The sequence below is a fragment of the Microcoleus sp. MOSTC5 genome, assembly GCF_036701825.1.
Lineage (GTDB): Bacteria > Cyanobacteriota > Cyanobacteriia > Cyanobacteriales > Microcoleaceae > Microcoleus > Microcoleus asticus.
This window is the reverse complement of record NZ_JAUBRK010000053.1, coordinates 13,075-33,591: the sequence shown is the minus strand read 5'-3', so window position 1 is coordinate 33,591 and position 20,517 is coordinate 13,075. Positions and strand designations below refer to the sequence as shown.

25 protein-coding genes are annotated in these 20,517 nt (G+C 46.1%); 9 read left to right on the top strand and 16 right to left on the bottom strand.

The genetic code is table 11. The annotated features are described in order from the left end of the window. Nucleotides 1-38: 38 nt before the first annotated feature. The 5 genes from QUA54_RS25040 (at nucleotide 39) to QUA54_RS25020 (ending at nucleotide 4,641) form a co-directional block, all read left to right on the top strand. Entirely contained in the window at nucleotides 39-1,451 is a 1,413-nt protein-coding gene (locus QUA54_RS25040; protein WP_333416757.1) for a DICT sensory domain-containing protein, read from the top strand. 108 nt (nucleotides 1,452-1,559) lie between these two features. Further along, nucleotides 1,560-2,153: a pentapeptide repeat-containing protein gene (locus QUA54_RS25035; protein ID WP_333416756.1), complete on the top strand. Its 594-nt coding sequence runs from the start codon at nucleotides 1,560-1,562 to the stop codon at nucleotides 2,151-2,153. A gap of 127 nt (nucleotides 2,154-2,280) precedes the next feature. After that, complete coding sequence (locus tag QUA54_RS25030) at nucleotides 2,281-3,036, top strand: DUF2993 domain-containing protein (RefSeq protein WP_333416755.1); 756 nt, start codon at nucleotides 2,281-2,283, stop codon at nucleotides 3,034-3,036. 669 nt (nucleotides 3,037-3,705) lie between these two features. Next, nucleotides 3,706-3,996 carry a DUF1816 domain-containing protein gene (locus QUA54_RS25025; protein WP_333416754.1) on the top strand — a complete coding sequence of 97 codons (291 nt, stop codon included), beginning with the start codon at nucleotides 3,706-3,708 and terminating at the stop codon, nucleotides 3,994-3,996. A gap of 369 nt (nucleotides 3,997-4,365) precedes the next feature. After that, complete coding sequence (locus QUA54_RS25020) at nucleotides 4,366-4,641, top strand: DUF1816 domain-containing protein (protein WP_333416753.1); 276 nt, start codon at nucleotides 4,366-4,368, stop codon at nucleotides 4,639-4,641. A gap of 162 nt (nucleotides 4,642-4,803) precedes the next feature. On the opposite strand, the gene QUA54_RS25015 is transcribed toward QUA54_RS25020, so the two are convergent. From QUA54_RS25015 to QUA54_RS24995, 5 genes are all read right to left on the bottom strand, one after another. Further along, nucleotides 4,804-5,814: a J domain-containing protein gene (locus QUA54_RS25015; protein ID WP_333416752.1), complete on the bottom strand. Its 1,011-nt coding sequence runs from the start codon at nucleotides 5,812-5,814 to the stop codon at nucleotides 4,804-4,806. A gap of 131 nt (nucleotides 5,815-5,945) precedes the next feature. Next, nucleotides 5,946-6,116, bottom strand: a complete 171-nt coding sequence (locus QUA54_RS25010; RefSeq protein WP_333416751.1) for a hypothetical protein — start codon at nucleotides 6,114-6,116, stop codon at nucleotides 5,946-5,948. A 33-nt stretch (nucleotides 6,117-6,149) separates the two neighbouring features. Continuing rightward, nucleotides 6,150-6,380: a hypothetical protein gene (locus tag QUA54_RS25005; protein WP_333416750.1), complete on the bottom strand. Its 231-nt coding sequence runs from the start codon at nucleotides 6,378-6,380 to the stop codon at nucleotides 6,150-6,152. A 715-nt stretch (nucleotides 6,381-7,095) separates the two neighbouring features. Then, a complete protein-coding gene (locus QUA54_RS25000) occupies nucleotides 7,096-8,385 on the bottom strand; it encodes a glucose-1-phosphate adenylyltransferase (RefSeq protein ID WP_172190067.1) in 1,290 nt (429 codons plus the stop codon). A 300-nt stretch (nucleotides 8,386-8,685) separates the two neighbouring features. Then, nucleotides 8,686-8,886 carry a hypothetical protein gene (locus QUA54_RS24995; protein ID WP_333416749.1) on the bottom strand — a complete coding sequence of 67 codons (201 nt, stop codon included), beginning with the start codon at nucleotides 8,884-8,886 and terminating at the stop codon, nucleotides 8,686-8,688. Nucleotides 8,887-9,088: 202 nt separating this feature from the next. Here QUA54_RS24995 and QUA54_RS24990 point away from each other — a divergent pair, with 202 nt between their 5' ends. Next, the gene (locus QUA54_RS24990) at nucleotides 9,089-10,555 is read left to right on the top strand and encodes a glycoside hydrolase family 13 protein (protein ID WP_333416748.1); all 1,467 of its coding nucleotides are present in this window, start codon (nucleotides 9,089-9,091) and stop codon (nucleotides 10,553-10,555) included. A gap of 133 nt (nucleotides 10,556-10,688) precedes the next feature. Here QUA54_RS24990 and QUA54_RS24985 read toward each other — a convergent pair whose 3' ends face one another. Both QUA54_RS24985 and QUA54_RS24980 read right to left on the bottom strand, forming a co-directional pair. Continuing rightward, nucleotides 10,689-11,102, bottom strand: coding sequence for a fasciclin domain-containing protein (locus QUA54_RS24985; RefSeq protein ID WP_333416747.1), 414 nt, complete (start codon nucleotides 11,100-11,102; stop codon nucleotides 10,689-10,691). Between the two features lie 165 nt (nucleotides 11,103-11,267). Then, nucleotides 11,268-11,693 (bottom strand): DUF2358 domain-containing protein, encoded by a 426-nt coding sequence (locus tag QUA54_RS24980; RefSeq protein ID WP_333416774.1) that lies wholly within the window; start codon nucleotides 11,691-11,693, stop codon nucleotides 11,268-11,270. 58 nt (nucleotides 11,694-11,751) lie between these two features. Here QUA54_RS24980 and QUA54_RS24975 point away from each other — a divergent pair, with 58 nt between their 5' ends. Together QUA54_RS24975 and QUA54_RS24970 are read left to right on the top strand one after the other, a co-directional pair. Next, a complete protein-coding gene (locus QUA54_RS24975) occupies nucleotides 11,752-11,886 on the top strand; it encodes a hypothetical protein (RefSeq protein ID WP_281363560.1) in 135 nt (44 codons plus the stop codon). Next, a complete protein-coding gene (locus QUA54_RS24970) occupies nucleotides 11,883-12,326 on the top strand; it encodes a hypothetical protein (protein WP_333416746.1) in 444 nt (147 codons plus the stop codon). The genes QUA54_RS24975 and QUA54_RS24970 overlap by 4 nt, the downstream gene beginning before the upstream one ends. Nucleotides 12,327-12,388: 62 nt before the next feature. On the opposite strand, the gene QUA54_RS24965 is transcribed toward QUA54_RS24970, so the two are convergent. The 3 genes from QUA54_RS24965 to QUA54_RS24955 are packed head-to-tail and all read right to left on the bottom strand — an operon-like array spanning nucleotide 12,389 to nucleotide 15,462. Beyond that, the gene (locus QUA54_RS24965) at nucleotides 12,389-13,012 is read right to left on the bottom strand and encodes an Eco29kI family restriction endonuclease (RefSeq protein WP_333416745.1); all 624 of its coding nucleotides are present in this window, start codon (nucleotides 13,010-13,012) and stop codon (nucleotides 12,389-12,391) included. A 38-nt stretch (nucleotides 13,013-13,050) separates the two neighbouring features. Further along, a complete protein-coding gene (locus QUA54_RS24960; RefSeq protein WP_333416744.1) occupies nucleotides 13,051-14,241 on the bottom strand; it encodes a DNA cytosine methyltransferase in 1,191 nt (396 codons plus the stop codon). A gap of 36 nt (nucleotides 14,242-14,277) precedes the next feature. Then, entirely contained in the window at nucleotides 14,278-15,462 is a 1,185-nt protein-coding gene (locus QUA54_RS24955) for a histidinol-phosphate transaminase (RefSeq protein ID WP_333416743.1), read from the bottom strand. A gap of 183 nt (nucleotides 15,463-15,645) precedes the next feature. Between QUA54_RS24955 and QUA54_RS24950 the strand changes: the two genes are divergently transcribed. Further along, complete coding sequence (locus QUA54_RS24950) at nucleotides 15,646-15,930, top strand: WGxxGxxG family protein (protein WP_333301120.1); 285 nt, start codon at nucleotides 15,646-15,648, stop codon at nucleotides 15,928-15,930. Nucleotides 15,931-16,106: 176 nt separating this feature from the next. On the opposite strand, the gene QUA54_RS24945 is transcribed toward QUA54_RS24950, so the two are convergent. The 6 genes from QUA54_RS24945 to QUA54_RS24920 form a co-directional block, all read right to left on the bottom strand. Beyond that, on the bottom strand, nucleotides 16,107-16,814 hold the full coding sequence (locus QUA54_RS24945) for an ROK family protein (RefSeq protein WP_172190058.1): 708 nt from the start codon (nucleotides 16,812-16,814) through the stop codon (nucleotides 16,107-16,109). Nucleotides 16,815-16,846: 32 nt separating this feature from the next. Then, nucleotides 16,847-17,539 (bottom strand): YqiA/YcfP family alpha/beta fold hydrolase, encoded by a 693-nt coding sequence (locus QUA54_RS24940; RefSeq protein WP_333416742.1) that lies wholly within the window; start codon nucleotides 17,537-17,539, stop codon nucleotides 16,847-16,849. A 354-nt stretch (nucleotides 17,540-17,893) separates the two neighbouring features. Then, nucleotides 17,894-18,379 carry a Spy/CpxP family protein refolding chaperone gene (locus tag QUA54_RS24935; RefSeq protein ID WP_172190056.1) on the bottom strand — a complete coding sequence of 162 codons (486 nt, stop codon included), beginning with the start codon at nucleotides 18,377-18,379 and terminating at the stop codon, nucleotides 17,894-17,896. A 19-nt stretch (nucleotides 18,380-18,398) separates the two neighbouring features. Further along, complete coding sequence (locus tag QUA54_RS24930; RefSeq protein ID WP_333416741.1) at nucleotides 18,399-18,845, bottom strand: hypothetical protein; 447 nt, start codon at nucleotides 18,843-18,845, stop codon at nucleotides 18,399-18,401. Continuing rightward, nucleotides 18,842-19,432: a sigma-70 family RNA polymerase sigma factor gene (locus QUA54_RS24925; protein ID WP_333416740.1), complete on the bottom strand. Its 591-nt coding sequence runs from the start codon at nucleotides 19,430-19,432 to the stop codon at nucleotides 18,842-18,844. Before QUA54_RS24925 ends, QUA54_RS24930 begins: the two co-directional genes overlap by 4 nt. A gap of 406 nt (nucleotides 19,433-19,838) precedes the next feature. Further along, nucleotides 19,839-20,375, bottom strand: a complete 537-nt coding sequence (locus tag QUA54_RS24920) for an opioid growth factor receptor-related protein (protein ID WP_333416739.1) — start codon at nucleotides 20,373-20,375, stop codon at nucleotides 19,839-19,841. Between the last annotated feature and the right edge of the window lie 142 nt (nucleotides 20,376-20,517).

The following is a 20,517-nucleotide window of genomic DNA, read 5'->3' as shown; positions in this document are numbered from 1 at the left end:
CCCGCTACAATAAATAACAGCCGGCACCGCTTTTTGCAATGAATTCAGAATCAACTCTCGCCAGACTACAAGCTACACTTCCCGACGGAAAACTGCCTTCTAGCTACGGGGTATACTTCAAAAACACCCTAGTAGCCCTGTGTCACGCCCTAGAAGACCACATTTTGCAAACCAGCGGCGGGGACAAGATAGAACTCAAACCCCTAGTTTTGGTGGCGTTTCAGCAGGGTAAATGGTATTTACAGGAAGCCGATCGCTACCTAGATATTGCTAATGCCTCTCGGCGCGTTGTCATCGCAGCAGTAGCCGACAGCGGTTTCGCTACCCACAAAACCGGGCAATTAGAAAATGTATCTTTAATAAATCTCGATGAGAGCGACCCTTTAATCCAAGAATGGAATTTAATCATCCTCGCCCCGACATACAAAGCAATGGTGCTTTGCCGCGAACTTTCAGACCAGGAATACTTGCCAGAAGGCAAGCCCGAAGTAGATACAGAACGAAAGTTCTACGGTTTGTGGTCGTTTGACCAGTCTTTGGTGTCGGCTGCTGCAGAAATTTTTATAGAACAGACGCGACATTACAACTCGCCCCTGGCCGACAGTTTGCTGGAAATGCACCACGAAATCCTGGCAACTAAAGGCCCGCCCTTGGCCGACATTAGCGGCGTCGTATCGCGGATCGTCACTTACCTGCAAAGTTCTCAGCAGCAAATGGTGGCAATTAACCGCCAAACCCGCGAGTTGTGGGAATTGGAAGGTCAAGCTTTGCGGGTCAGCCGGAATTTGAACGCTAACAAACTTCAAGCTTTTCTGCGGATGGCCCAGCGCGTAGACGAACGCGATACCGCAAACCCCACAGCGTCTTTGCAGGTGGCGGCTTTGTCGGAAACTTTGGGTCAACTGCTGGATTTGCCGGCTTTGCAGTTGCGCAGGCTGCGGCTGGCTGGATTGCTGTTTCGAGTCGGCTTAATTTCGGCCCCGAATGAGGTGTTCGATCGCACTCCCGATGCTTTTGACCCAGCAACTCTAGCATTTTGGCGCGATCGCAGTTTCATCGGTTCCCAACTGCTCCAAGCAATGCCGGAGTTAGCACCTGTCGCGGAAATTGTCAAGCACCAACTCGAATATTGGGACGGCAGCGGCAGGCCAGAGGGTTTGCGAGCCGAAACAATACCCGTTGCTTCGCGGATTTTGGGGTTGGTCGCTCATTTTCAAGAATTGACTCAACCGCGTGGCGATCGTCCGGCTTTGAGTTTGAGCGAAGCTTTAGAAGAGTGCCGCGAACTGTGCGGCATTCGCTTCGATCCGGCTTTGGTGGAAACTCTCAGCAACGTCGTCAGGCTGGCAGAAATGGGTTTGATGGAGTTACCAACTCGCCCGAGTCAACTGCCGAATGTATGGTTGGAGGATTTGGGCGATCGAACGACCGCGGCCGCTCCGGCATTATAAAATAACTCGACTGTTGACTGTTGACTGTTGACTGTTGACTGTTGACTGTTGACTGTTGACTGTTGAGTGTTAACCAACAACTGACAACCAACAACTGACAACTGACTAATGACTAATGACCTCGAAGCCATACGCAAAGGCAAAATTCTGATGTTGGCCGGCACTGATTTAGCCGGCAAAGACTTAGCGGGAGCCGATCTCGCCGGTGCTGACTTATCTCAAGCCAACTTGAGTGGAGCTAATCTCGCCGGCGCTAACTTGCAGCGGGCCGTATTGCGAGCCAACCTCCGCGGCGCTGACTTGACCGGCGCTGACTTGCGAGGCGCTGATTTTCGGAATGCCGATTTGCGGGGAGCTGCCTTCGCTAACGCTTTAGTCCGCGACGCAAGTTTTGGGGGTGCTTTTTTGACGGGGGCATCCATCGGCAATTTGGATTTGAGCGGTGTCGATTTTCGCTGCGCCGATTTGCGGGGCGCGAATTTGGCTCGGGCAATTTTGTACTCCGCCGATTTGAGCCATGCCAATTTGTCGGGCGCTGATTTGTCGGGAGCTGACTTGGAAGAAGCGATCCTGAATGGAGCCGTACTGCGCGGCGCTAACCTGACGGGGGCTAATTTGCTTTGCGCCACGATCGAACAAACCGTTTGGGATGGGGCGTTGCTCGATCGCGCCTGTCTCCAAGGCACCCCCCTGAGCCTTTAAATTTCAACAATGTTGTTTTGAAGACAGACAAAAAACAAGATCTGCTTATGAAGTGAATAAGCACAAGCGATTTTTACATTTCTTAATATAGGGTTATAATGGCGACTGTAGATGAGCAAACGAATAAATGGTAGCAGCTTTGTTTAGCAGTACATCCTTTCAAGGTCAAAGTGGCGATCGCCTTGTTAGTAAAGTAGCAGGAGCTGCGATCGCAGCCTTATTCAAGCGTTCTGAAAAGGCCGAAGCCAACATCCGAGTCGAACCAGTAGCCAAACTCTTGCAGGGAAGCATCGACGGTTTCGACTTCATTGGCAAAGGTATGTTGATGTACAACGGCCTGCGCATAGAAGTGATGGAACTCTACCTGCAAGCACTCTCCATTGATTTTGGGGCGATTTTTGCAGGTCAAGTGAAATTGCGGCAGCCTACCCAGGCAAATATGCGAGTAGTCTTAACTCGATCGGATTTAACCACTTCATTCAATACACCTTTTGTAGTTGAAAAACTCCAGAAGCTGATGTATCAAGAGCAATCTCTGCACTTTCAAAACACTGAAGTCAGCTTCGGAGCCGACAAATCCATTCGGCTTAAGTCCGAAATTACCGTAGGCGATGCCAGCGAACCTGTCAACATAGATATTACAGCTCAATTGCAAGTAGAAGACCGCCGCAAAATCCAATTTGTCAGCGTTACTTACGGCGGTGACGGGCAAGCAGTAGACTTGGGTCAAGCTATAATTGCCCACGTAAATAACTTGCTAGACTTAGACAAATTTGCCTTAGAGGGCACTCAACTGCGGGTTGACCGCTGCCGAGTTCAGAACGACGAGCTGGTTTTCTACGGTTGGGCTGGTATCGAACAGTTCCCCAAAGGCAAGCGCTAAACCTCAGCCTGCTGAGGTGGGCCAATCAGATTTGTTTGAGGAATTTTATAGCTTAACAACAAAACCCGCCTGCGCGGGTTTTGGTATTTTAGCGACTTATAAGCTTTGGCGCTGCTCGCGTAAGGTCGCGCTATAGGCTGTCTCACAAAAATTGGGTACATCGAAACCTGTGTTGCCAAGTTCTTAAGCCATAAGTCACTGTCAGCTATACGCGAAGCAATCGCCTAGACTATATAGCCTGCCTCACAAAAATTGGATACACAGAAACCTGTGTTGCCAAGGTTCTTAAGTTTGATTTCATAGCTCATCTGGCCAAGAAATTCTATATATTCCGGCGTATTTCCCGAAGTAAGCTGTCGCGCATTTAATCGATCGACTACTGCGTACTTAAACTCTTGTGGGGTCGCCACTCCTAGCCCACCATCAAGCTTCAATTTAAATGCAAAATAGTTGATTCACTGGGATTCTATTCTCCCCTCAAAATCAGCACTCTGGTTGATGCGATCGCACAAATTACCTTGGTAAAATTAGATTGTCCTAAACGCATAAACCGGGTTTGAGGGACTAAACTCTGGTAAAGGGCGATCGCCAGGAGTTGAACAACCCGGTTGAGGAGAGTCGCGAGGGCGTAAGTCCTATGAGAAAATAAATAACCCCAAAAGAGGAAAAATGCTCGGATTTTATTTATTTTGTATCTACGTCGCAGTCTTGTCCGTGTTTAGTGGACCCAGCCCCCGCCGCCCCGAGAAATGGTGGGTAGAAATTGTCACAGATTTGCCTCACTGTACCTACTATTTTGGCCCCTTCGACACCGACAAAGAAGCCACCAGCAATACTCCAGGCTACATCGAAGACCTCGAAAGCGAGGGAGCCAAAAGAGTTAGCATCCGCATCAAAAAGTGTCAGCCTACGGAACTCACGATTTGCGACGGTGAATTCTCAGAGGGAATAGCGGCTTAAGAATTTTGAGAGTCCAGACGGCAGAAACCGGGTTTTTTGACCAAAATACTCCCTCTATCGCGAGGGAGATCGGTTAAACAACCCGGTTTATGAGCGTCAATAGTGTGTAAGTTCTGTTTGAGTTTTTCATTAAGTGAAGCCTCAACAATAATATTAAGCATCATCTTGTCCTAGTCCTTACCTTGCGGACTTTGTATTTGTAGTGGTGGCTTAAAACTCGGCATCTTCTCCACCAAAAAGCAGAGTTTACCCACCATTAACTGCCAAAAATTATCGGGATCAAATCAGCACTGAGGACGAGCCGATCGCTCCCGTTGCATTGATAAATTTATATCAGTAAAAACTACTTAAATATTCCCAGAGGTACATATGTTTGAAATCTCTATGTTGGGTATGTTTTTCACTGCTTTTTGGCTGCTCGCTCAACCTACTAGCAGCACTCGACGCGACGAATGGTGGGTAGAAGTTGATACAGATTCGCCAAAGCGTACCTATTACTTTGGGCCCTATGACAGCAGACAGGAAGCTTCTGACAGATCGACCGGCTACATCCGAGACCTGGAGAACAAAGGAGCTAAAAAAATTAGCATCAACATCAAACAAGGTAGCCAACCTACTCAGCTAAGAGCTAGTGAAGAGTCTTGAGAAGGTTGGAAACTGCAAATTACGGGCGAAGAAAATTTGACTTGTTAACAGGGGTTTTTTTCAATGAGATCGCGCTTGCATACTGTAGGGACACAACAATGCTGTGTCCCTGGGGAATATTGAAGAAATGGTATTATTTGCGTCCGAGAAATGCACGTTTTTTCAAAGCACCATCTGATTGAGATTACTGCGAGGATTAAAAGTACGATTTGCTTGGATTTTCTCGTAGCACTCGCGTTCGACAGTGCTGAGTTCTTTCGGCGGCACGATCGCAATTTTTACCAACAAATCAGTCCGCTCGTTTTTCTTCGGTTTCGGCCATCCTTTCCCACGCAAGCGCAAAGACTGACCCGATCGCATCCCGGCTGGAAATTTTACAGTGATGGGACCTTCAGGCGCCGGCACTTCAATAGAAGCTCCCAACACCGCTTCGTCGGGAGTTATCGGCACTTCGCAGACCAAATTCTCTCCCTCAAACTGGAAGAAAGCGTGAGGCAAAACTTCTAACTTTAGGTACAAATCTCCCTGCTGCTTCGTGTACGGGTCAACTTGACCTTTGCCTTTTATCCGAATTTTGCTGCCGGTTTTCACTCCAGCAGGAATCGAAACTTCGCCTGTGGCGACACGCTTGGAAGTACCCCGAAATGCTTCCCCCAAAGTCAGGGAAATGGCGACCTCGGTGTCGAGAGAGCTTCCTGCGGTGCGGTTTTCGTACCCCGCGAAATCTTCAAATCCGCCAAAACCGGTGGGCCCGCCGCTGCTGGTGCGGTAGTTGCTGTAATTCCACTTGCCGTTGCGCCCACTACCCGCACTGCTACCTGCGCGGCCTAGCAAGGCATTGATAAATTCGTCAAAACTGCCGTACTCGCTGAAGTCAACCCCGCCAAAGTCTACATTCGTAGTGCCCCCGCCCGGCCATCCGCCTGGAGTTGTGGCAGCTTGCTTCCAGTATTGACCGTATTGGTCGTATTTTGTGCGTTTTTCAGGGTCTGAGAGCACTTCGTAAGCTTCGTTTACTTCTTTAAAACGAGCTTCGGCTTCTTTGTTCCCAGGGTTCATGTCCGGGTGATATTTCCGGGCTAGTTTGCGGAAAGTTTTTTTAATTTCATCAGAGCTAGCAGTTTTGTTGAGTCCCAAAATAGCGTAATAGTCTTTAAAATCTGTTGCAGCCATTAAGCAATCCCTCTTTATTAGTTGTTAGTTGTTAGTTGTTAGAAAGAATAAATCCCCAATTAGCAGGATGGCGAATTAGCTGGATGCCAGCGGCTAAAGTGCCTGCGGCATCTCATTCAAATTATAGGTTATCAAAGGTTTGGACTCGATCGAGTTCGGTTGTTGCTTGGCGTTCGATCGCAATTTCCGCACTCCGCTGCTGTTTGAGATTTTATAGCATTCGGCTCTCTCGTGCTGAAGGCAGCCGGAGCAGCCGGCTCTGTTATGCTTTCGGCATTCGACAAGAAAAACAATGGTTTCATCAATTAAGAACGTCCTCACCCTACGGGCGGTTACTATACCTTTGAGCTTTTAGACGGTGAAACTATTGCCACGATCAGTTTTGAGGAGTTGTGCGCCTTGGGGCTTTCCGGAGGCGGCGAGAGCTTTAGGCTGCCACCCGGTTGAAACGAACCGGGGAAAGCTGCTGCTGTTGATGGCGCGAGGCTAGGAGGGTTGACTGGCGCGGACGATCGCACTTTTTTTGTGGCGCGGTGCGATCGAACTTGTCGATATGAGCTTTTCACCCCATGCAAATCCTAGAAAGTTCTCATCAGCAACTCTGGTCGAATCTGCTGCCTGAATTATCGCGAACTTCTACCCTAAAACGCGCAGTAATTCCACAATCTTTCGAGATATTTTTCCCTCACCTCAGAGCGGTGTTATACGATCTTATTTTTTTACTATCTGAATACATTTAAGTCAAAGTAATATAACATAATCTCTCCGCTGTCTGTTAACTAGAACACACACTTTTAAAAAAATTAAGATAGGATAGTAGAGCGATAAGTTTTTAACGCTACGAGAGTGCTAACATTATGAATTATTTGCTAAGTTGGCCTTGCGGCTGCTGCGACGATTGGAAAGATTGTTCCGAGAGTTGTGTTGTACTAAGAAACGGGCAACGCATTTGTCAGTCGTGCTACGATCGCAAATACAAGAATCAGAAGCAATTCGCCAGACGCCGGCGAGCGAACATATCTGTATCACCGCAGGCCCTAACATAGACTATCCCTTATTAATGTGCAATGCTTTGAATAAAGCGAAGTATTTCGACAACCTAAATCAGCGGTTTCCATTAATAATAAGATAAAAAATTTTAATTTCGTCATCAGTCATCAGTCATCGGTCATTGGTTATCTGTCACTAATTTAGTTATTTATCATCTGTTACTTGAAAAGCAGGTAACAGATTTTAATTTAAAAAACTAATGACTGACGACTAATGACTAATGACTAATAACTAAATGATAGTTCCATCAGGAATCGTGGCATTTTTCAGGACTACGATAATGCCGCTGCGGATGTAAAAACCAAGGTTTTCGCGGTTGGCTTCTTCCACTCGGTCTTTATTAATTATTTGAACATTGTGGCCGATGCGGGCATTTTTATCCACAATCGCACGGCGAATTGTAGTATCTGCACCGATACCGAGGGCGACTCCGCCGTTGTCTAAACTAGAATGCCGTTCGGCGTCTGGTTCGTAGAAGTCAGCACCCATGACCAGGGTATCTTGAATCGTACATCCAGCTTCAATGCGCGATCGAACTCCCAGCACAGAATGGTCGATCCGACACTGTTTGAGAATGCAGCCTTCAGCAATAATCGATTCTGTCACGTGAGTATCTAAAAGCTTAGTCGGCGGCAAGAAACGCGGGCGAGTGTAAATCGGCGCCTTTTCATCGTAGAAACTGAAAGGAGGCTGAGGCTGTTTTGTCAGAGCCAAGTTAGCATCGTAAAAAGCCTCAATGGTTCCGATATCTTCCCAGTAATCGTCAAACAAATAAGCTTGAACGTTGTGCTCTTTTGCATTATTCGGAATAATCTCTTTACCAAAATCAGTTTGGTTTGGAGATTCTTTCAGGAGTTTAATCAGAACTTCTTTTTTGAAGACGTAAATCCCCATCGAAGCAATGTAAGGACTTTCCTGAGCCTGCTGCGCTGTCAGTCCCAGTTTAGTAGTATCCACCTGCATTTGTTTGAGCGCATCGCCTTTTGGCTTTTCGCTGAAAGAAACAATGCGGCCGCTGTCGTCGATTTTCATCAAACCAAAATCCGAGGCTCGCTTCTCGTCCATTGGCAAAACCGAGAGGGTGATATCGGCGTTGGTTTCGCGGTGTCTGTGCACAAACTTCTGGTAGTCCATGCGGTAGAGGTGGTCGCCTGAAAGAATCAAGTATTCGTCAACGTCCCACTCTTCTAGCAGCCAGAGATATTGGCGAACTGCGTCGGCTGTCCCTTGAAACCAGTTGGGATTTTCCTGAGTTTGCTGGGCGGCGAGCACCTCGGCAAATCCGTCGGTAAAGCCGGTAAACTGGTAGGTGCGAGCGATATGGCGGTTGAGGGATGCCGAGTTGAATTGGGTGAGGACGTAGATTTTGAGTATTTCCGAGTTGATGCAGTTGCTGACAGGAATATCGATGAGGCGATATTTCCCTGCGAGGGGAACTGCGGGTTTGGCTCGCAGTTTGGTTAGGGGGTAAAGGCGGGTGCCTACACCGCCACCGAGGATGATGGCTAAGACTTTTTTCAAGGAACTTTCTCCCTAGGGTCGATGAACTCTCCAAGTACAGTGTCGGATGGTGAGGGCTTCTTGACAAGGGGGGGGAGCAAGGAAGTTATCAGTTATGAGTTATGAGTCGAGTCGCTAACGCAGAAACCGGGTTGTTTAATCCAAATACTTTTTCAAACCATCAATAAGAGTTAAAAAACCCGGTTTATGAGAGTGGGAGTGCGTTCGGGACTGGAGTTATGAGTTTTGAGTTGTGAGTTAAAATACCCATCAATAAATAACGGCAGTTTAACAAAAGAATAAGGTTCGGGGTTTGGGCTTTTAATTACAAGTTTCTCGGGTTAATTCTCCCTTCTGGCAATTTCTCCATCCAGGCTCATCGCGCTGCTGTTCTTTTTCAAGGCTGGTCTCGCACCGCGCCCGCTGATGCTCTGTTTGGGCCCGCTGGCGTCCTTGTTCTGCTTGGGTTCGACCTCGTTCTTGTTGCTGGCTTTCCTGTTGTGTGAGTTTGTCCGATTCCACAGCAGTCAGGAAGCGCCGCCCGCCGGGACAATAAATTTCTAGGTAGAGTCTGTTTTAAATCTGAGATTGACTGCAAATTTGTGTAAGCTTTTACAATTTGTCGATCGACAAAATTGGATTAAATGTCTATTCTCTACCAAAAGCTAGATCCCCTAGAAACCTCTGCTACTGTAGCCTAAGCCCTAAAAGCTAAAAAAAGTGTATGCAAATTCAAACGCCGGACTGGGTTAAACACGCGGTATTCTACCAAATATTCCCCGATCGCTTCGCCAAAAGCAAACAGCCTCGCAAACGCCTGCTGCAAAACTTCATGTGGGAAGAATGGCACGAAATCCCCACTCTCCAAGGCTACAAAGGCGGGGACTTGTGGGGCGTGATGGAAGAGCTAGACTACTTGCAAGACTTAGGTATTAACGCAATTTACTTCACCCCCATATTTCAGTCGGCCAGCAATCACCGCTACCACACCCACGACTACTATCAAGTCGATCCGATGTTGGGCGGAAATCCGGCTTTTAAAGAGCTTCTAGATGCCGCTCACGATCGCAACATCAAAATTGTCCTCGACGGCGTATTCAACCACGCCAGCCGGGGATTTTTCTTCTTTCACGACATCCTCGAAAACGGCCCCCATTCTCCTTGGCTGGATTGGTTTAAAATTGAAGGCTGGCCGCTATCCGCCTACGACGGCAATTTTCCTGCTAACTATGCCGGTTGGGACGGGAATCGAGCACTTCCTGAATTCAATCACGACAATCCAGAAGTGCGAGAATACATCATGGAAATCGCCGAATATTGGATTAAATTCGGCATCGACGGCTGGAGGCTGGACGTTCCTTTTGAAATTAAAACTCCGGGATTTTGGCAGGAATTTCGAGAACGAGTTAAAGCAGTTAATCCCGAAGCTTACATTGTCGGCGAAGTCTGGGAAGATGCGAGAGAATGGCTCGACGGCAGTCAATTTGACGGGGTGATGAATTATCTTTTTGCTGCGCCAACTATTGCTTTTGCAGCGGGCGACAGGGTAGATTTAGCTCAAATTGAAGGTCGTTCTTACCATCCCTATCCGCCACTTTTTGCTAAAGAGTACGGCGACAAAATTCAGCAGGTTTTGGAACTGTACCCGTGGCCGATACAGCTAACTCAACTTAACTTGTTGGCCAGTCACGATACAGCTAGGTTGCTCTCAATTGCTGGGGGCGATAAAGCTAGCGTCGAACTTGCTACTTTGCTACTGTTAACTTTTCCCGGAGCTCCTAGCATTTACTACGGCGATGAAGTTGGTTTGCCCGGTGCTCTAGATCCCGATTCTCGCCGCGGTTTTCCCTTACAAGCTAGCTGGGAACTGGATGTTTTAGATTACCACAAGCAGTTGATAGCTTTGCGCCACAAATACGCTGCCCTCCGCACTGGAGCTTACCAAATTCTGTTTGCTGAGGGAACGGTTTACGTTTTTGTGAGAATTCTGGGGGATGAAGAAATAGTTGTTGCTGTCAATGTCGCGACAGAAGAAGCTAATATTAGCTTTGAGGTAGCTAATTTGAAATCTCCTCACGATAAGTTGCTGTTTGGGAAAGGCGATTTTGTTTGGAAAGGTGAAGGGGAAACTCGACATTTAGAATTGATGCTGCCGGCGCGATCGGGCTTGATTTTAGGTTCGGGTAAGTAGTTTAAAATGTAGGGTAATGTACTCCGGACGCACCCGACATTTATCGGTGATTTTCCCCGCTCATCCTAAATTTATTATAGACGTAAGGTGCGCATTGCGCACCTTACATTTATAGGTAAAAGCACAAGTTTTATTATGCTGCAACCATTGCTGGTAGTAGCACCGCATCAATGATATGAATGACGCCATTGTCGGCAAGAATATCTGAAGTGAGAACTTTAGCATCATTCACTTTAATGCCGTCAGAAGTATCAATCCCCACCACAGAACCTTCCACTGTTTCAGCAGAACTTAACTCAAGCAAGTTCTCAGTTAGAACCTCGCCAAACAGAATGTGATAGGTCAGAATTTTCTGGAGCTTGGGTATGTCTTCCAACCAAGAGGCAATAGTGTTCGTAGGAATTTTGGCAAATGCCTCGTCAGTTGGTGCTAAGACGGTGTAGGGGCCCGGACTTTGCAATAAATCTAACAAACCAGCCGCTTCAATAACAGTTACGAGCGTTCTGAAAGAGCCGGCATTGGTGGCAGTCTCGACAATATCAGCCATGATGTTTTTCGGGAGTGCAAAGAGCAGAAAATGAATCAGAGGCGACAATCATTTTAGCACTTTACAAATAGCAGAAAAAGAATCTGAGGGATGATGATCATTTTAGACATTATAAGTTACTTGGGTTGCCGGCCCAGATGGTGCGGCCCGATCGACCTTTTTGACTTATCCTGGGCTCGCATCCTCCCCCTTGCGGAAAAACTGCTTTAAAATCTCTCCGGGTTCTCTGTCCCAGGTGTCGATATGTTCGTAAATTAAGCCGTCTTCATCCAGTTTATAAGTAGAGTAGCCGTTAAAAAAAATCCGAGCTTTCCAGGGAACCCGCAGGACGCCGCGAACAGTCCAATTTGCCACAATAGTATCAGGGGCAGTCTGACTTACGTCGTGCAGGTCGAAGTAAATCTCGCTAAAGAATAGCTGTCCGTGGAATCGCAAAGTCCAAAAGATAATGCGATAGTTGATTTTTCCTTTAAATTTGTTAACAGGGTCTTGAAAATAAACATCTTTTGTGTATATGTCGTAGGAGATGTCTTTTTCAAAAAGCGTCGGGAGATCCGCTTTCAGGGTGTCTACTGCTTGTTCTACCTGCATTTGATATTCGATCGCGCTCACGCTACCACCTTGTGACAGTATTAATTTATAACTTTAAATGAATAATCTCGATCGCTGGAGTATCGCAGATTTGATACTTCATCCAGTTCTGATTTTAACTCTAGCGATATTATCCGCGCCGGCTTTTCTGCTGACCCGGACTTGCGACATCGACACCTTGGCACAGATTTGACAGAACACCCCCACTCCTCTGACATTCTCGCAGAAATCAACAGCGGCAAGCTGTTGATGGTAGATAGCCGTCGCCGGAACGGTCTAATTTTGATTAAACGCTTCCACGCGGAGTTTGCCGGGCCTGGGGCTGCCGTTGGGGGTGCTTTTGATGTTGACTCTCAGCAGGCGATTCCCGTGGGCGATTTTTGTTTGGTTTGCCCTCAATCTCCCGAAGAAAGACAGAAAGCTTTTGGAATTCGGCGGCATTGGGTGCGGTTAACGGAACAGTTAACGGCAAAGCCGGCAGCTTTGGAACGGGCACAAATGATTTTAACTCAGTTTGAACAATATTTTGATGGGGAAACAGTAGCACAAATTCCCGATGAACCTTTTGCACTTTTAGTAGGCGTATTTCCCCAAACTATGCGCGCGGCGCGACAAGAAAATGATCGAGGATGAAAATATTTTATCTATTTCCTAATTCTAGCCTGTGGCTGCAAACTATCGAATCAGATACCAAATTAAGGACACCCTAACTCTTCTATCATCCGCTGACAATGCTGTGTTATACTAACCGACAAAGCATCAATATCGAGCGGAGTATTTCCTACAGGAAGCTTGGTGGCAAAAGTGCGACCGATGTGCAATCTATCCCACACAGAACGTTTTTGCCCTGCTCGCCCACTTCCAGGGTCATGTATCCCGAATCCCGATATTTCTCTATTCCAAACAGGGCTGAAGTGACGGATCAACACTGCTTCTCCCCATGAAACTAAATCGATTTCCATCGGCGCGATTTTGAAGGCAAAATCCTCAATTTTTAGATTGTCTACAGCTTCGATAGATTTTCTATGCTCTGACAAGCGTCCGTAAAGAGTGTTGCCAATAGTTGTACGCCCCGTCCGACGACCGCCCGGAGCTGCTTTACCTACATAGATTGGCAGACAGCACTTACTCAAGTTTGCCTGTTTAATAAGGTTATACATTGAGAAGTCGCCCTGGTAGTACAGCAAATATGCTCCGCAATATTGGATCAAATCCTCCCTGACACGATCCAGTTCGTGAAGATTATAACAATTTTGCCTGCCACAGAAAGCGATTAAGTTTTCTTGTAAATCTGGCGGAACTCTAAATACTTCGAGCATGGAGTAAATTCTCAAATCTAAAATCTCAAATTCATTGACTACACTCTCGCTGTTCTAACTGTCTCCAGCCGCGATCTAATGCTAGAGGCAATAACTTCTGCCAAAGCGACTGGTACAGCATTCCCCAACTGCTTCATAGTTTCTGTCCAACTGTGAGGAAAGAAGTATTCGTCAGGGAAAGTTTGCAGTCTAGCAGCTTCGCGAAGCGTAAAGTAACGCACCTGTCCCGTGGGATCAACTAACATATTTTCTCCTCCAGGGACCCCGTGAACTCCTGCTTTTAAAGTTTTAGCTGGTTCATCTAACAAGCTGCCCGTATGGCCTGGATACTTTCTGGCTCCCGGTATAAAAATGTGATTTAGTACGCTGTTTTGGCTTTCTTTATTGCCTTCTTGTGGTAAGTCCGAAATGGCATCCCGCACAGTACGCCAAGGCTGTTTTTGAGGTGGAAACAAGTTGAACTGAAGATTGAATATGCGCGAGGAAAGCTTGCTAGGTATGTCTGGACGATCGCTTTTAGAGATTTGATTGCGCTCCCAATAATTGCCAGTCACCCATTGCTCCCAATGCAAGGCTTCCTGAGAACAAGTCGGTTCAGGAAAAGACCACTCTAATCCTAAATCCGATCGAAAACCTACAATAAAAACCCTTTCGCGCTTTTGGGGAACGCCGTAGTCTGCCGCGTTGAGTAAGCGAAACACTACACGGTATGATAGTCCGTCACCACGACCGGCGGTATGATGCTGTTCTAACCGGGACAGGTGATGGGGCCAATCCTCATCCAGCCTTTGTACAACTTCTGGATAAGTGAGTTGTAGGACAATATACTCAAAATATTTAGTGAAGGAGGAACGCAATAAACCTTTAACATTTTCGATAACAAATGCGTTGGGTTTGAGTTCTCGCACGGCCCGAAAAAATTGCGGAAACATATTTCGCTCGTCCTCACTCCCGGAGTGTTTTCCTCCTACAGAAAAAGGCTGACACGGCGGTCCTCCAGTTAGGAGGTCTACCCCCTCTTTGAGTTCTAAGGATGTAAAATCGAATTTAGCGATATCTGTCTCAAAAACAGACCAGTTTGAAATCGCTTTTACACCCCGCCGCTGATTTTCTCGAATTGTCTCGCAGGCATTTTTGTCCAGCTCGATAACTGCTTTGTGACAAAAGCCTGCTTGTGATACGCCTATTGCTAAGCCTCCTGCTCCGCTGAATAGTTCTACAGAGTTCATTATTAGCATTTTATTGAGCAACGGTGGATATTAATTTTAATCTAAAATCGCTGCGATTCGATCGGCTGTCCGCTGATTTTCCTCCGGGCTACCCACCGTAATTCGCAAACCTCCCCCAGTATGCCTAATTAAAGTACCTCCCTCTTTTAGCTGCTGCATAATTTGTTTGTGTTCCTCTTCGGCAGATTCGCCCTCACCGACTTTTGCCCGCAGGTAAACGAAGTTAGCCGCACTCGGCCAAACTAGCAATTTTTGATGCTGAGTTAGCGCTGCAATTAATTTGGCTCTTTCTGATAGAGTTTCGGGAATAGTTGCTAGCAATAACTGCCGCTGCGCTAGGGCTAACTCGGCTGCGGTTTGCGAGAAACTGGGAAGGTTGTAGGGGAGGCGAATTTTTTCTAAGGCGGCTGCGAGTTCGGGATGGGCGATCGCATATCCGACTCTCATTGATGCTAGTCGAAATGCTTTGGAAAATGTCCGCAGAATTATCCAATTCGGGTGCTGGTGCAATCTGTCTGCTAAAGTATTTTGGCTGAATTCAAAATAAGCTTCGTCAATTACTACTAATATCTGTTCCGGCAAGCTTGACAACCATTCTATTTCATCAGTTGTTAAAGCATTGGCTGTGGGGGAATTGGGATGAACGACAAAGACGGCCCGCACGGGGGGATTTTGATTTTGGTCTATCGCCCTTTTAGCCGCCTCGATATCGATTTCAAAATTCTCCTCTTTCCGCTGAACACTCACAACGGGAATGCCGAGGGTTTGGGCGATTATTCCATACATCGAAAAGGTGGGATTCGCTACCAAAATAGAGCCTTGCCCGCCTAAACAAGTAGCTATTAAGAGCGATCGAATTAGTTCGTCGGAACCGTTGCCTACAGAAATATTGTCGCCTGTAATGGCGGTTTTTGGCAGTGTAACGCCCCCTAGCCCCCCCTTGTTAAGGGGGGGGACATTTAGGGATTCATTGACGTATTGGGCGATCGCCTCTTTGAGTGCTGCGTGGCCTCCGTCGGGATAGCGATTTGTTTCAATTAACTGCTGGTAAGTCCAAGCTAGCTTTTTTTTTAATTCCTCGGGCAAGTCGTAGGGGCATTCGTTGGTATCGAGGCGATCGACGATCGCACTTTCCGAGTGCGCTGGTTCTCCTGACGCGCCGCCCGGATGTGGAGTGTATGCGGTAAGTTCGGCTAAATCTTTTCGGATAAATGGCAGCATGGTATAATTTACGACTTTTTATTTTAGATAATTTGCTTACAAGCATCTGAACTTAGCATAAAGCTTGTTCTATCTCGAAAGCAAGAGGAGAGGGGGAATTTAGTTTCTGTCGATCGATTGATGCGTCGGCTGCGGCAAATTGATTATTTTAATAAAGTAACTGCTGATATTTGGAGACCGAGTATGAAAGTCAAGCCTTCCGATATATCTAAAAATACCGCGGCTACCCTGATAGCTTTGAGTTTGGCTGTTCTCCCTTCAGCTATGCCTGCCTCAGCTCAAACGGAGTCTGCTCCCGCCCAGAACAATACTGATTCTAATGGAGTTGTTCTAGACAGAACTCCTTTTCAAGAAAGCAAAAACGACAACAATCATTGGGGTGCTTTGGGTTTGTTGGGAATCCTCGGTTTAGCGAATCTGTTTCGCAAGGATGAACCCAAACGCTACCGCGATCCGATGGGAGAATAATTTTTTAAATGGCGATCCTCTTCGAGGGCGACGCTAACGCACCAGCCAAAAATCCACTCAAATCTCCTGGATGCAGAAACCGGTTTTTTTTACTAAAATACTCGATTTTGGTCTTCAATCATGGTAAAAAACCCGGTTTCTTTGATAGAGATGGGCACTTTTCCCACCCCGCTTATTCAATCGCGCCACAAAGCAATTCCGCCTAACAAACCGCTGACATTCGGTACTATTTTAACCTGCGGCGGTAACTCAACAGCAATCTTTTTAGTATTGCCACCGCCGATGTAAATGCGATCGCAGTTAAAGAGATTTTGCAGAGAGGCGATCGCTTTTTCTAGACGGCGATTCCATCTTTTGGAACCGACTGTATCTAATGCCGATCGCCCTAATTGCTGTTCGTAAGTTTCCCCTTTGCGAAACGGGTGATGTCCCAATTCTAGATTTGGCACCAAGATACCATCGACAAATAAGGCAGAACCGAAACCGGTGCCAAGGGTAATTACTAATTCTACCCCCGTCCCAGCAATTGCTCCCAATCCTTGAATATCGGCATCGTTAGCCACTCGCACAGGTTTTCCCAAGCGATCTTTGAGGGTAGTTTGTAGGTCAAAATCTATCCAAGACGGATCTAAATTCACTGCGGTTTTGATGATGCCACCAGAGACGACGCCGGGAAAACCTACTGATACTCGGTCAAATTCCCCTTGTCCGCTGGCTAAAGAGGCGATCGCCTCTAGTACGGGTTCCGGTTTCGGCGGTTGAGGCGTTTCTAAACGGCTGCGTTCGGTTTGGGGTTGGCCTTCCTCGTCCAAAACCATAACTTTGATGCCGCTTCCGCCAATGTCAACGGCTAACGTGCGAGTCGATCGATCTTGTTCACTCATTTGATTGTTGAGACTTGGAAGTTGGTCAAATTTTAATTTTTGAATTGGCAAAACTTTTGAATCGCTTCCCAAATTTCCGCTAGGACATTGCCCAAAGCATGATCGTCTTCTAATTCGATTAATTGCACCCAGGGACGGTTAGCGGCAAAATTTCTGCTAGCTTGAATCGGTATTATTGTATCATGCTTGCCGTGAAGAATTAACGTAGGGACTGACCGCATTAATTTTTGTTCAGGGTATTGAGCCATATCTGCCAAAAACTGATAATTAAGCGGCAGATGACGCTGTTCGCCGTAGTGGTAAACCGGCAAATATTTCTCAGACTGCCACTTTTCTAACTGTTGCTGTCCCAACAGTGGCAGCCAGTGGGAGATAAATTCAAAAGCCGGCGCTAACAAAACTATTTGCTTTACTGACAATTGTCGCTGGGCCAACCAAGCCGCTGTCAGTCCCCCAAAACTAGACCCTATTATGGTGACTCCTCCTATATTTTTTACATTGTCTGTGGGAGATTGGGAGGATTGGGTTTGCAAAAATTCTGTTTCTATTTGGTTTAATTGGCGGGTGAGAGTGAGTCCCGAAAAATCGTTTTGATTGAGATCGGGAGTTTTTAGGTCAATTCCTAGGTAAGAAAAGCGATCTCGGAAATATCTAGCCTTAGCTGAATTGGGACTTGAAGCAAATCCGTGTAAATAAATGTAACTCGAATCGTGCTGTAGATTCATCCAAAAAATTTTATGAGACTTCCCAACTAACTATTTTAAGTTATTATGAGCTATTAAATAAACAAGTTAAAACACTAACTTAAACAAAATATATACTGATATTCTGAAAATATCAAGGACTTGCAGGGATTTAAATTAGACCATTTGAGACTGTTTCTAAAAAAGTAAAGCACTCGCCTAGACTTGAAAATGCTGCGCTTTGAGACCGCTTTTCCCAAGAGAGAAAGCCATCCCATAAATTACAGACAAGCTGCCTTTCTCGCTGCCTGCATTTATTGATTTCTACTTGCTTACAACAATGAATCGCAGAGTGCGTATTGCACACCCTGCGATTCACTCAAAACTACTCGTCAATTACTGCGGTTTTTGACCGTTTTGCATCCTGTTTCTAGCCGTTTGTCGGCGCTGCTGCATCAGTTGAGCTAATTGGCTGCGCTGTTCGGGCGTGAGCAGTTCTCGCATTGCCAGTGTACTTTCAAATTGTACCTCTTCCAACTGCTGCCTCAATCCGATTATTTGACGGTGTTTTTCGCGTATTTCGCTAGCATTTGCCGTGCCGGACATCATCGTTTCCAATTCTTGTCTGGCTTGGCGGACTGCTTGCATCCGCTGGGAAACTTGGTCTTTGTAACGATCGCGAACTGCCTGCATTTGCTGCTTTTGGTCGGCGCTTAAATTAAGTTTCTCGAACATCCCCCCTTCCTTGCCGGCAGGTCGATTTGGTCGCTGATTTTGGGCAATTGTTCCCGCTTCTAGGGGATTGGGAACTGCTATTGCTGCGGCTGTGCTGCCGAGAGTCAGCATTAAAACGGCTAGGGCAGAAATGCGACGAATTGACATGAAAATTACCTCTTTGAGATTAGTTATTTGTTGGCGGTTCGCTGTCAGCGGAAACAGGGAAATTAAACCACTCTGTTTGCGGCCGATTGGTCATATTTTCTTGAGGAGAATCCTGGAGTACACCCTCCCAGTTATTGACTAAAAATGCTTCTAACTGAGCTGTTTCCTCATCTGGCAATTGTGCAGTCTCAAACGAACGGTAGCCAGACCAAAAAACTAGCAAACTAGCAGCAATCGCCGAGGACAATGCCCACTTAGAAACAGAGGATATTTTTAACCTGTTATCTGACTTAGCTGGCGCACTTAATTGCGTTTTTGTGTGGTGGGTTTCAGAGAAAACGATCGCCTGATTACTTTCTATTGCTGCTAGAAGTTTTTGCTCTAAATCTGGTGCAGCTTCAGGAATATTTGGGCGATTTTGCTTCAAGAAATTAACTAAATCTTGGTCGCTGCTTGGGTTATTCATAGCTCGCTGACACCTTCTTTTTGCAAAAATTGCCGCACAGCATTTCTGGCATAAAACACGCGAGATTTGACAGTCCCTGCGGGTAGTCCCAAAATTTGGGCTACTTCTTTTTGCGGGATGTCTTCTAAGTCGTGCAGCACCAAAACGCTGCGGTGTTCAAAGCTCAATTGATCCAGTCCCCGCTGCACTAAATCTTGATAGTGCAACTGCATCAAGTCTGAGGTACGATCTGTGACAACAATCCGATCCATTTGTTCTTGATTTTTGAGTTTGGAATCAAAAGAATGCTGCTTAGCAAATGCTTGTCTTTGGTCAGAAGCCACATTCCAAGTGATTCGATAAAGCCAAGTAGAAAAGTTGTCTTGGTGCTTGAGTTTTGGCAATCCTTTCCACACTCGCAGGAATACTTCTTGCGTTAAGTCGTCAAGCAGTGAGGGCCCGCAGAGTTGGTAAAGGGTTGACCTGACTTTGTTTTGGTAGCGTTGGTAAAGGTGGCGAAAGCAGGTGCGATCGCCCTTTAAACATTGAGCAACTAAGTCCGAGTCGGAACAGTCATCGGTTAAAACATTGGCTGACACACCTAACACCTGTGAAGTCTCCCCCACCTGTTCGTTATCTGAAGTGTTTAGACAGGACGATCTGGAAAAAGGTTCAAATCATTTAAAATATTATTTTGAGCATGAATCCGCTTGGGGTGTAAAACTGCACCAATGTCAGCTACAGCCAAAATGCGTGTTCTACAAAAAATTAATTTTCTTGTGGGTGAGTTTCTAGCCCATAACAGGCTTTCGGGCCTGTTCGACAAAAATTAAGTTTTTTTGTGGGCCGTAGGGTTGGCTATAGCGATAATTCTAAAATATTGATTCTAACTGATATCTTGCACCATTATCAACTACCTGTTTAGGGACGGGCAAGATGCCCGTTCCACAAAACTAAATTTTATTGTGGAACGGGCATCTTGCCCGTTCTTAACAATGGTGCAAGATGTGAGTTCTAACTATTTACAGCTTTTTTCCAATAAGTATAAGTTTTTAAACCAATACTTGCTTTGTCTTCGTTATAAATCTCATCTAAACATTTGAAAAGAGCTAAAGCGTAATTTTTTAATCCCAACTCTGTCAAACTTGTGAGAATCCTCGTCAGCCGCAGGTAGTTGTGATTAAATTGTTCAATCCACTCTCTTTTTCTTGACAAATATTCCTCGGATTTGGCAATTACAATTTCTGCGTTTTCCCCTTCGCGGCATTCCAACCCGTAAAACGCCAGCATGACTTTGAACGAATGGAGTAAGCGATTTCTCAACTCTTCACTTATTCTAAAAGCTTGAATTACCTCATCATTTAAAGTAGGAGCACTGGAATTAAAGCGACTCTTTTCTCTCAGCGGAAACAGCCATTGAATGTAATTGTGCACGGATTCCAGCTTCTGGTAATCCCACGACCAAATATCCTCGATCGCCCGACCTTGTGAATCAGGCTGCTGACCGAGATAGAATGCTAAAATTTTGTTTTGTTTGGTTGAATTACTCATTAATAAGTTGTTTTCTATCTAAATTGTATTTTTGGGCGGGCGGGACGCCCACCCCACAACCAGAAAATTAAATTTTTGTGTGGAACAGGCATCCTGCCTGTTCTTCAAAATAGTTTTCTTGAGTCGGTTTTAACCGACTTTA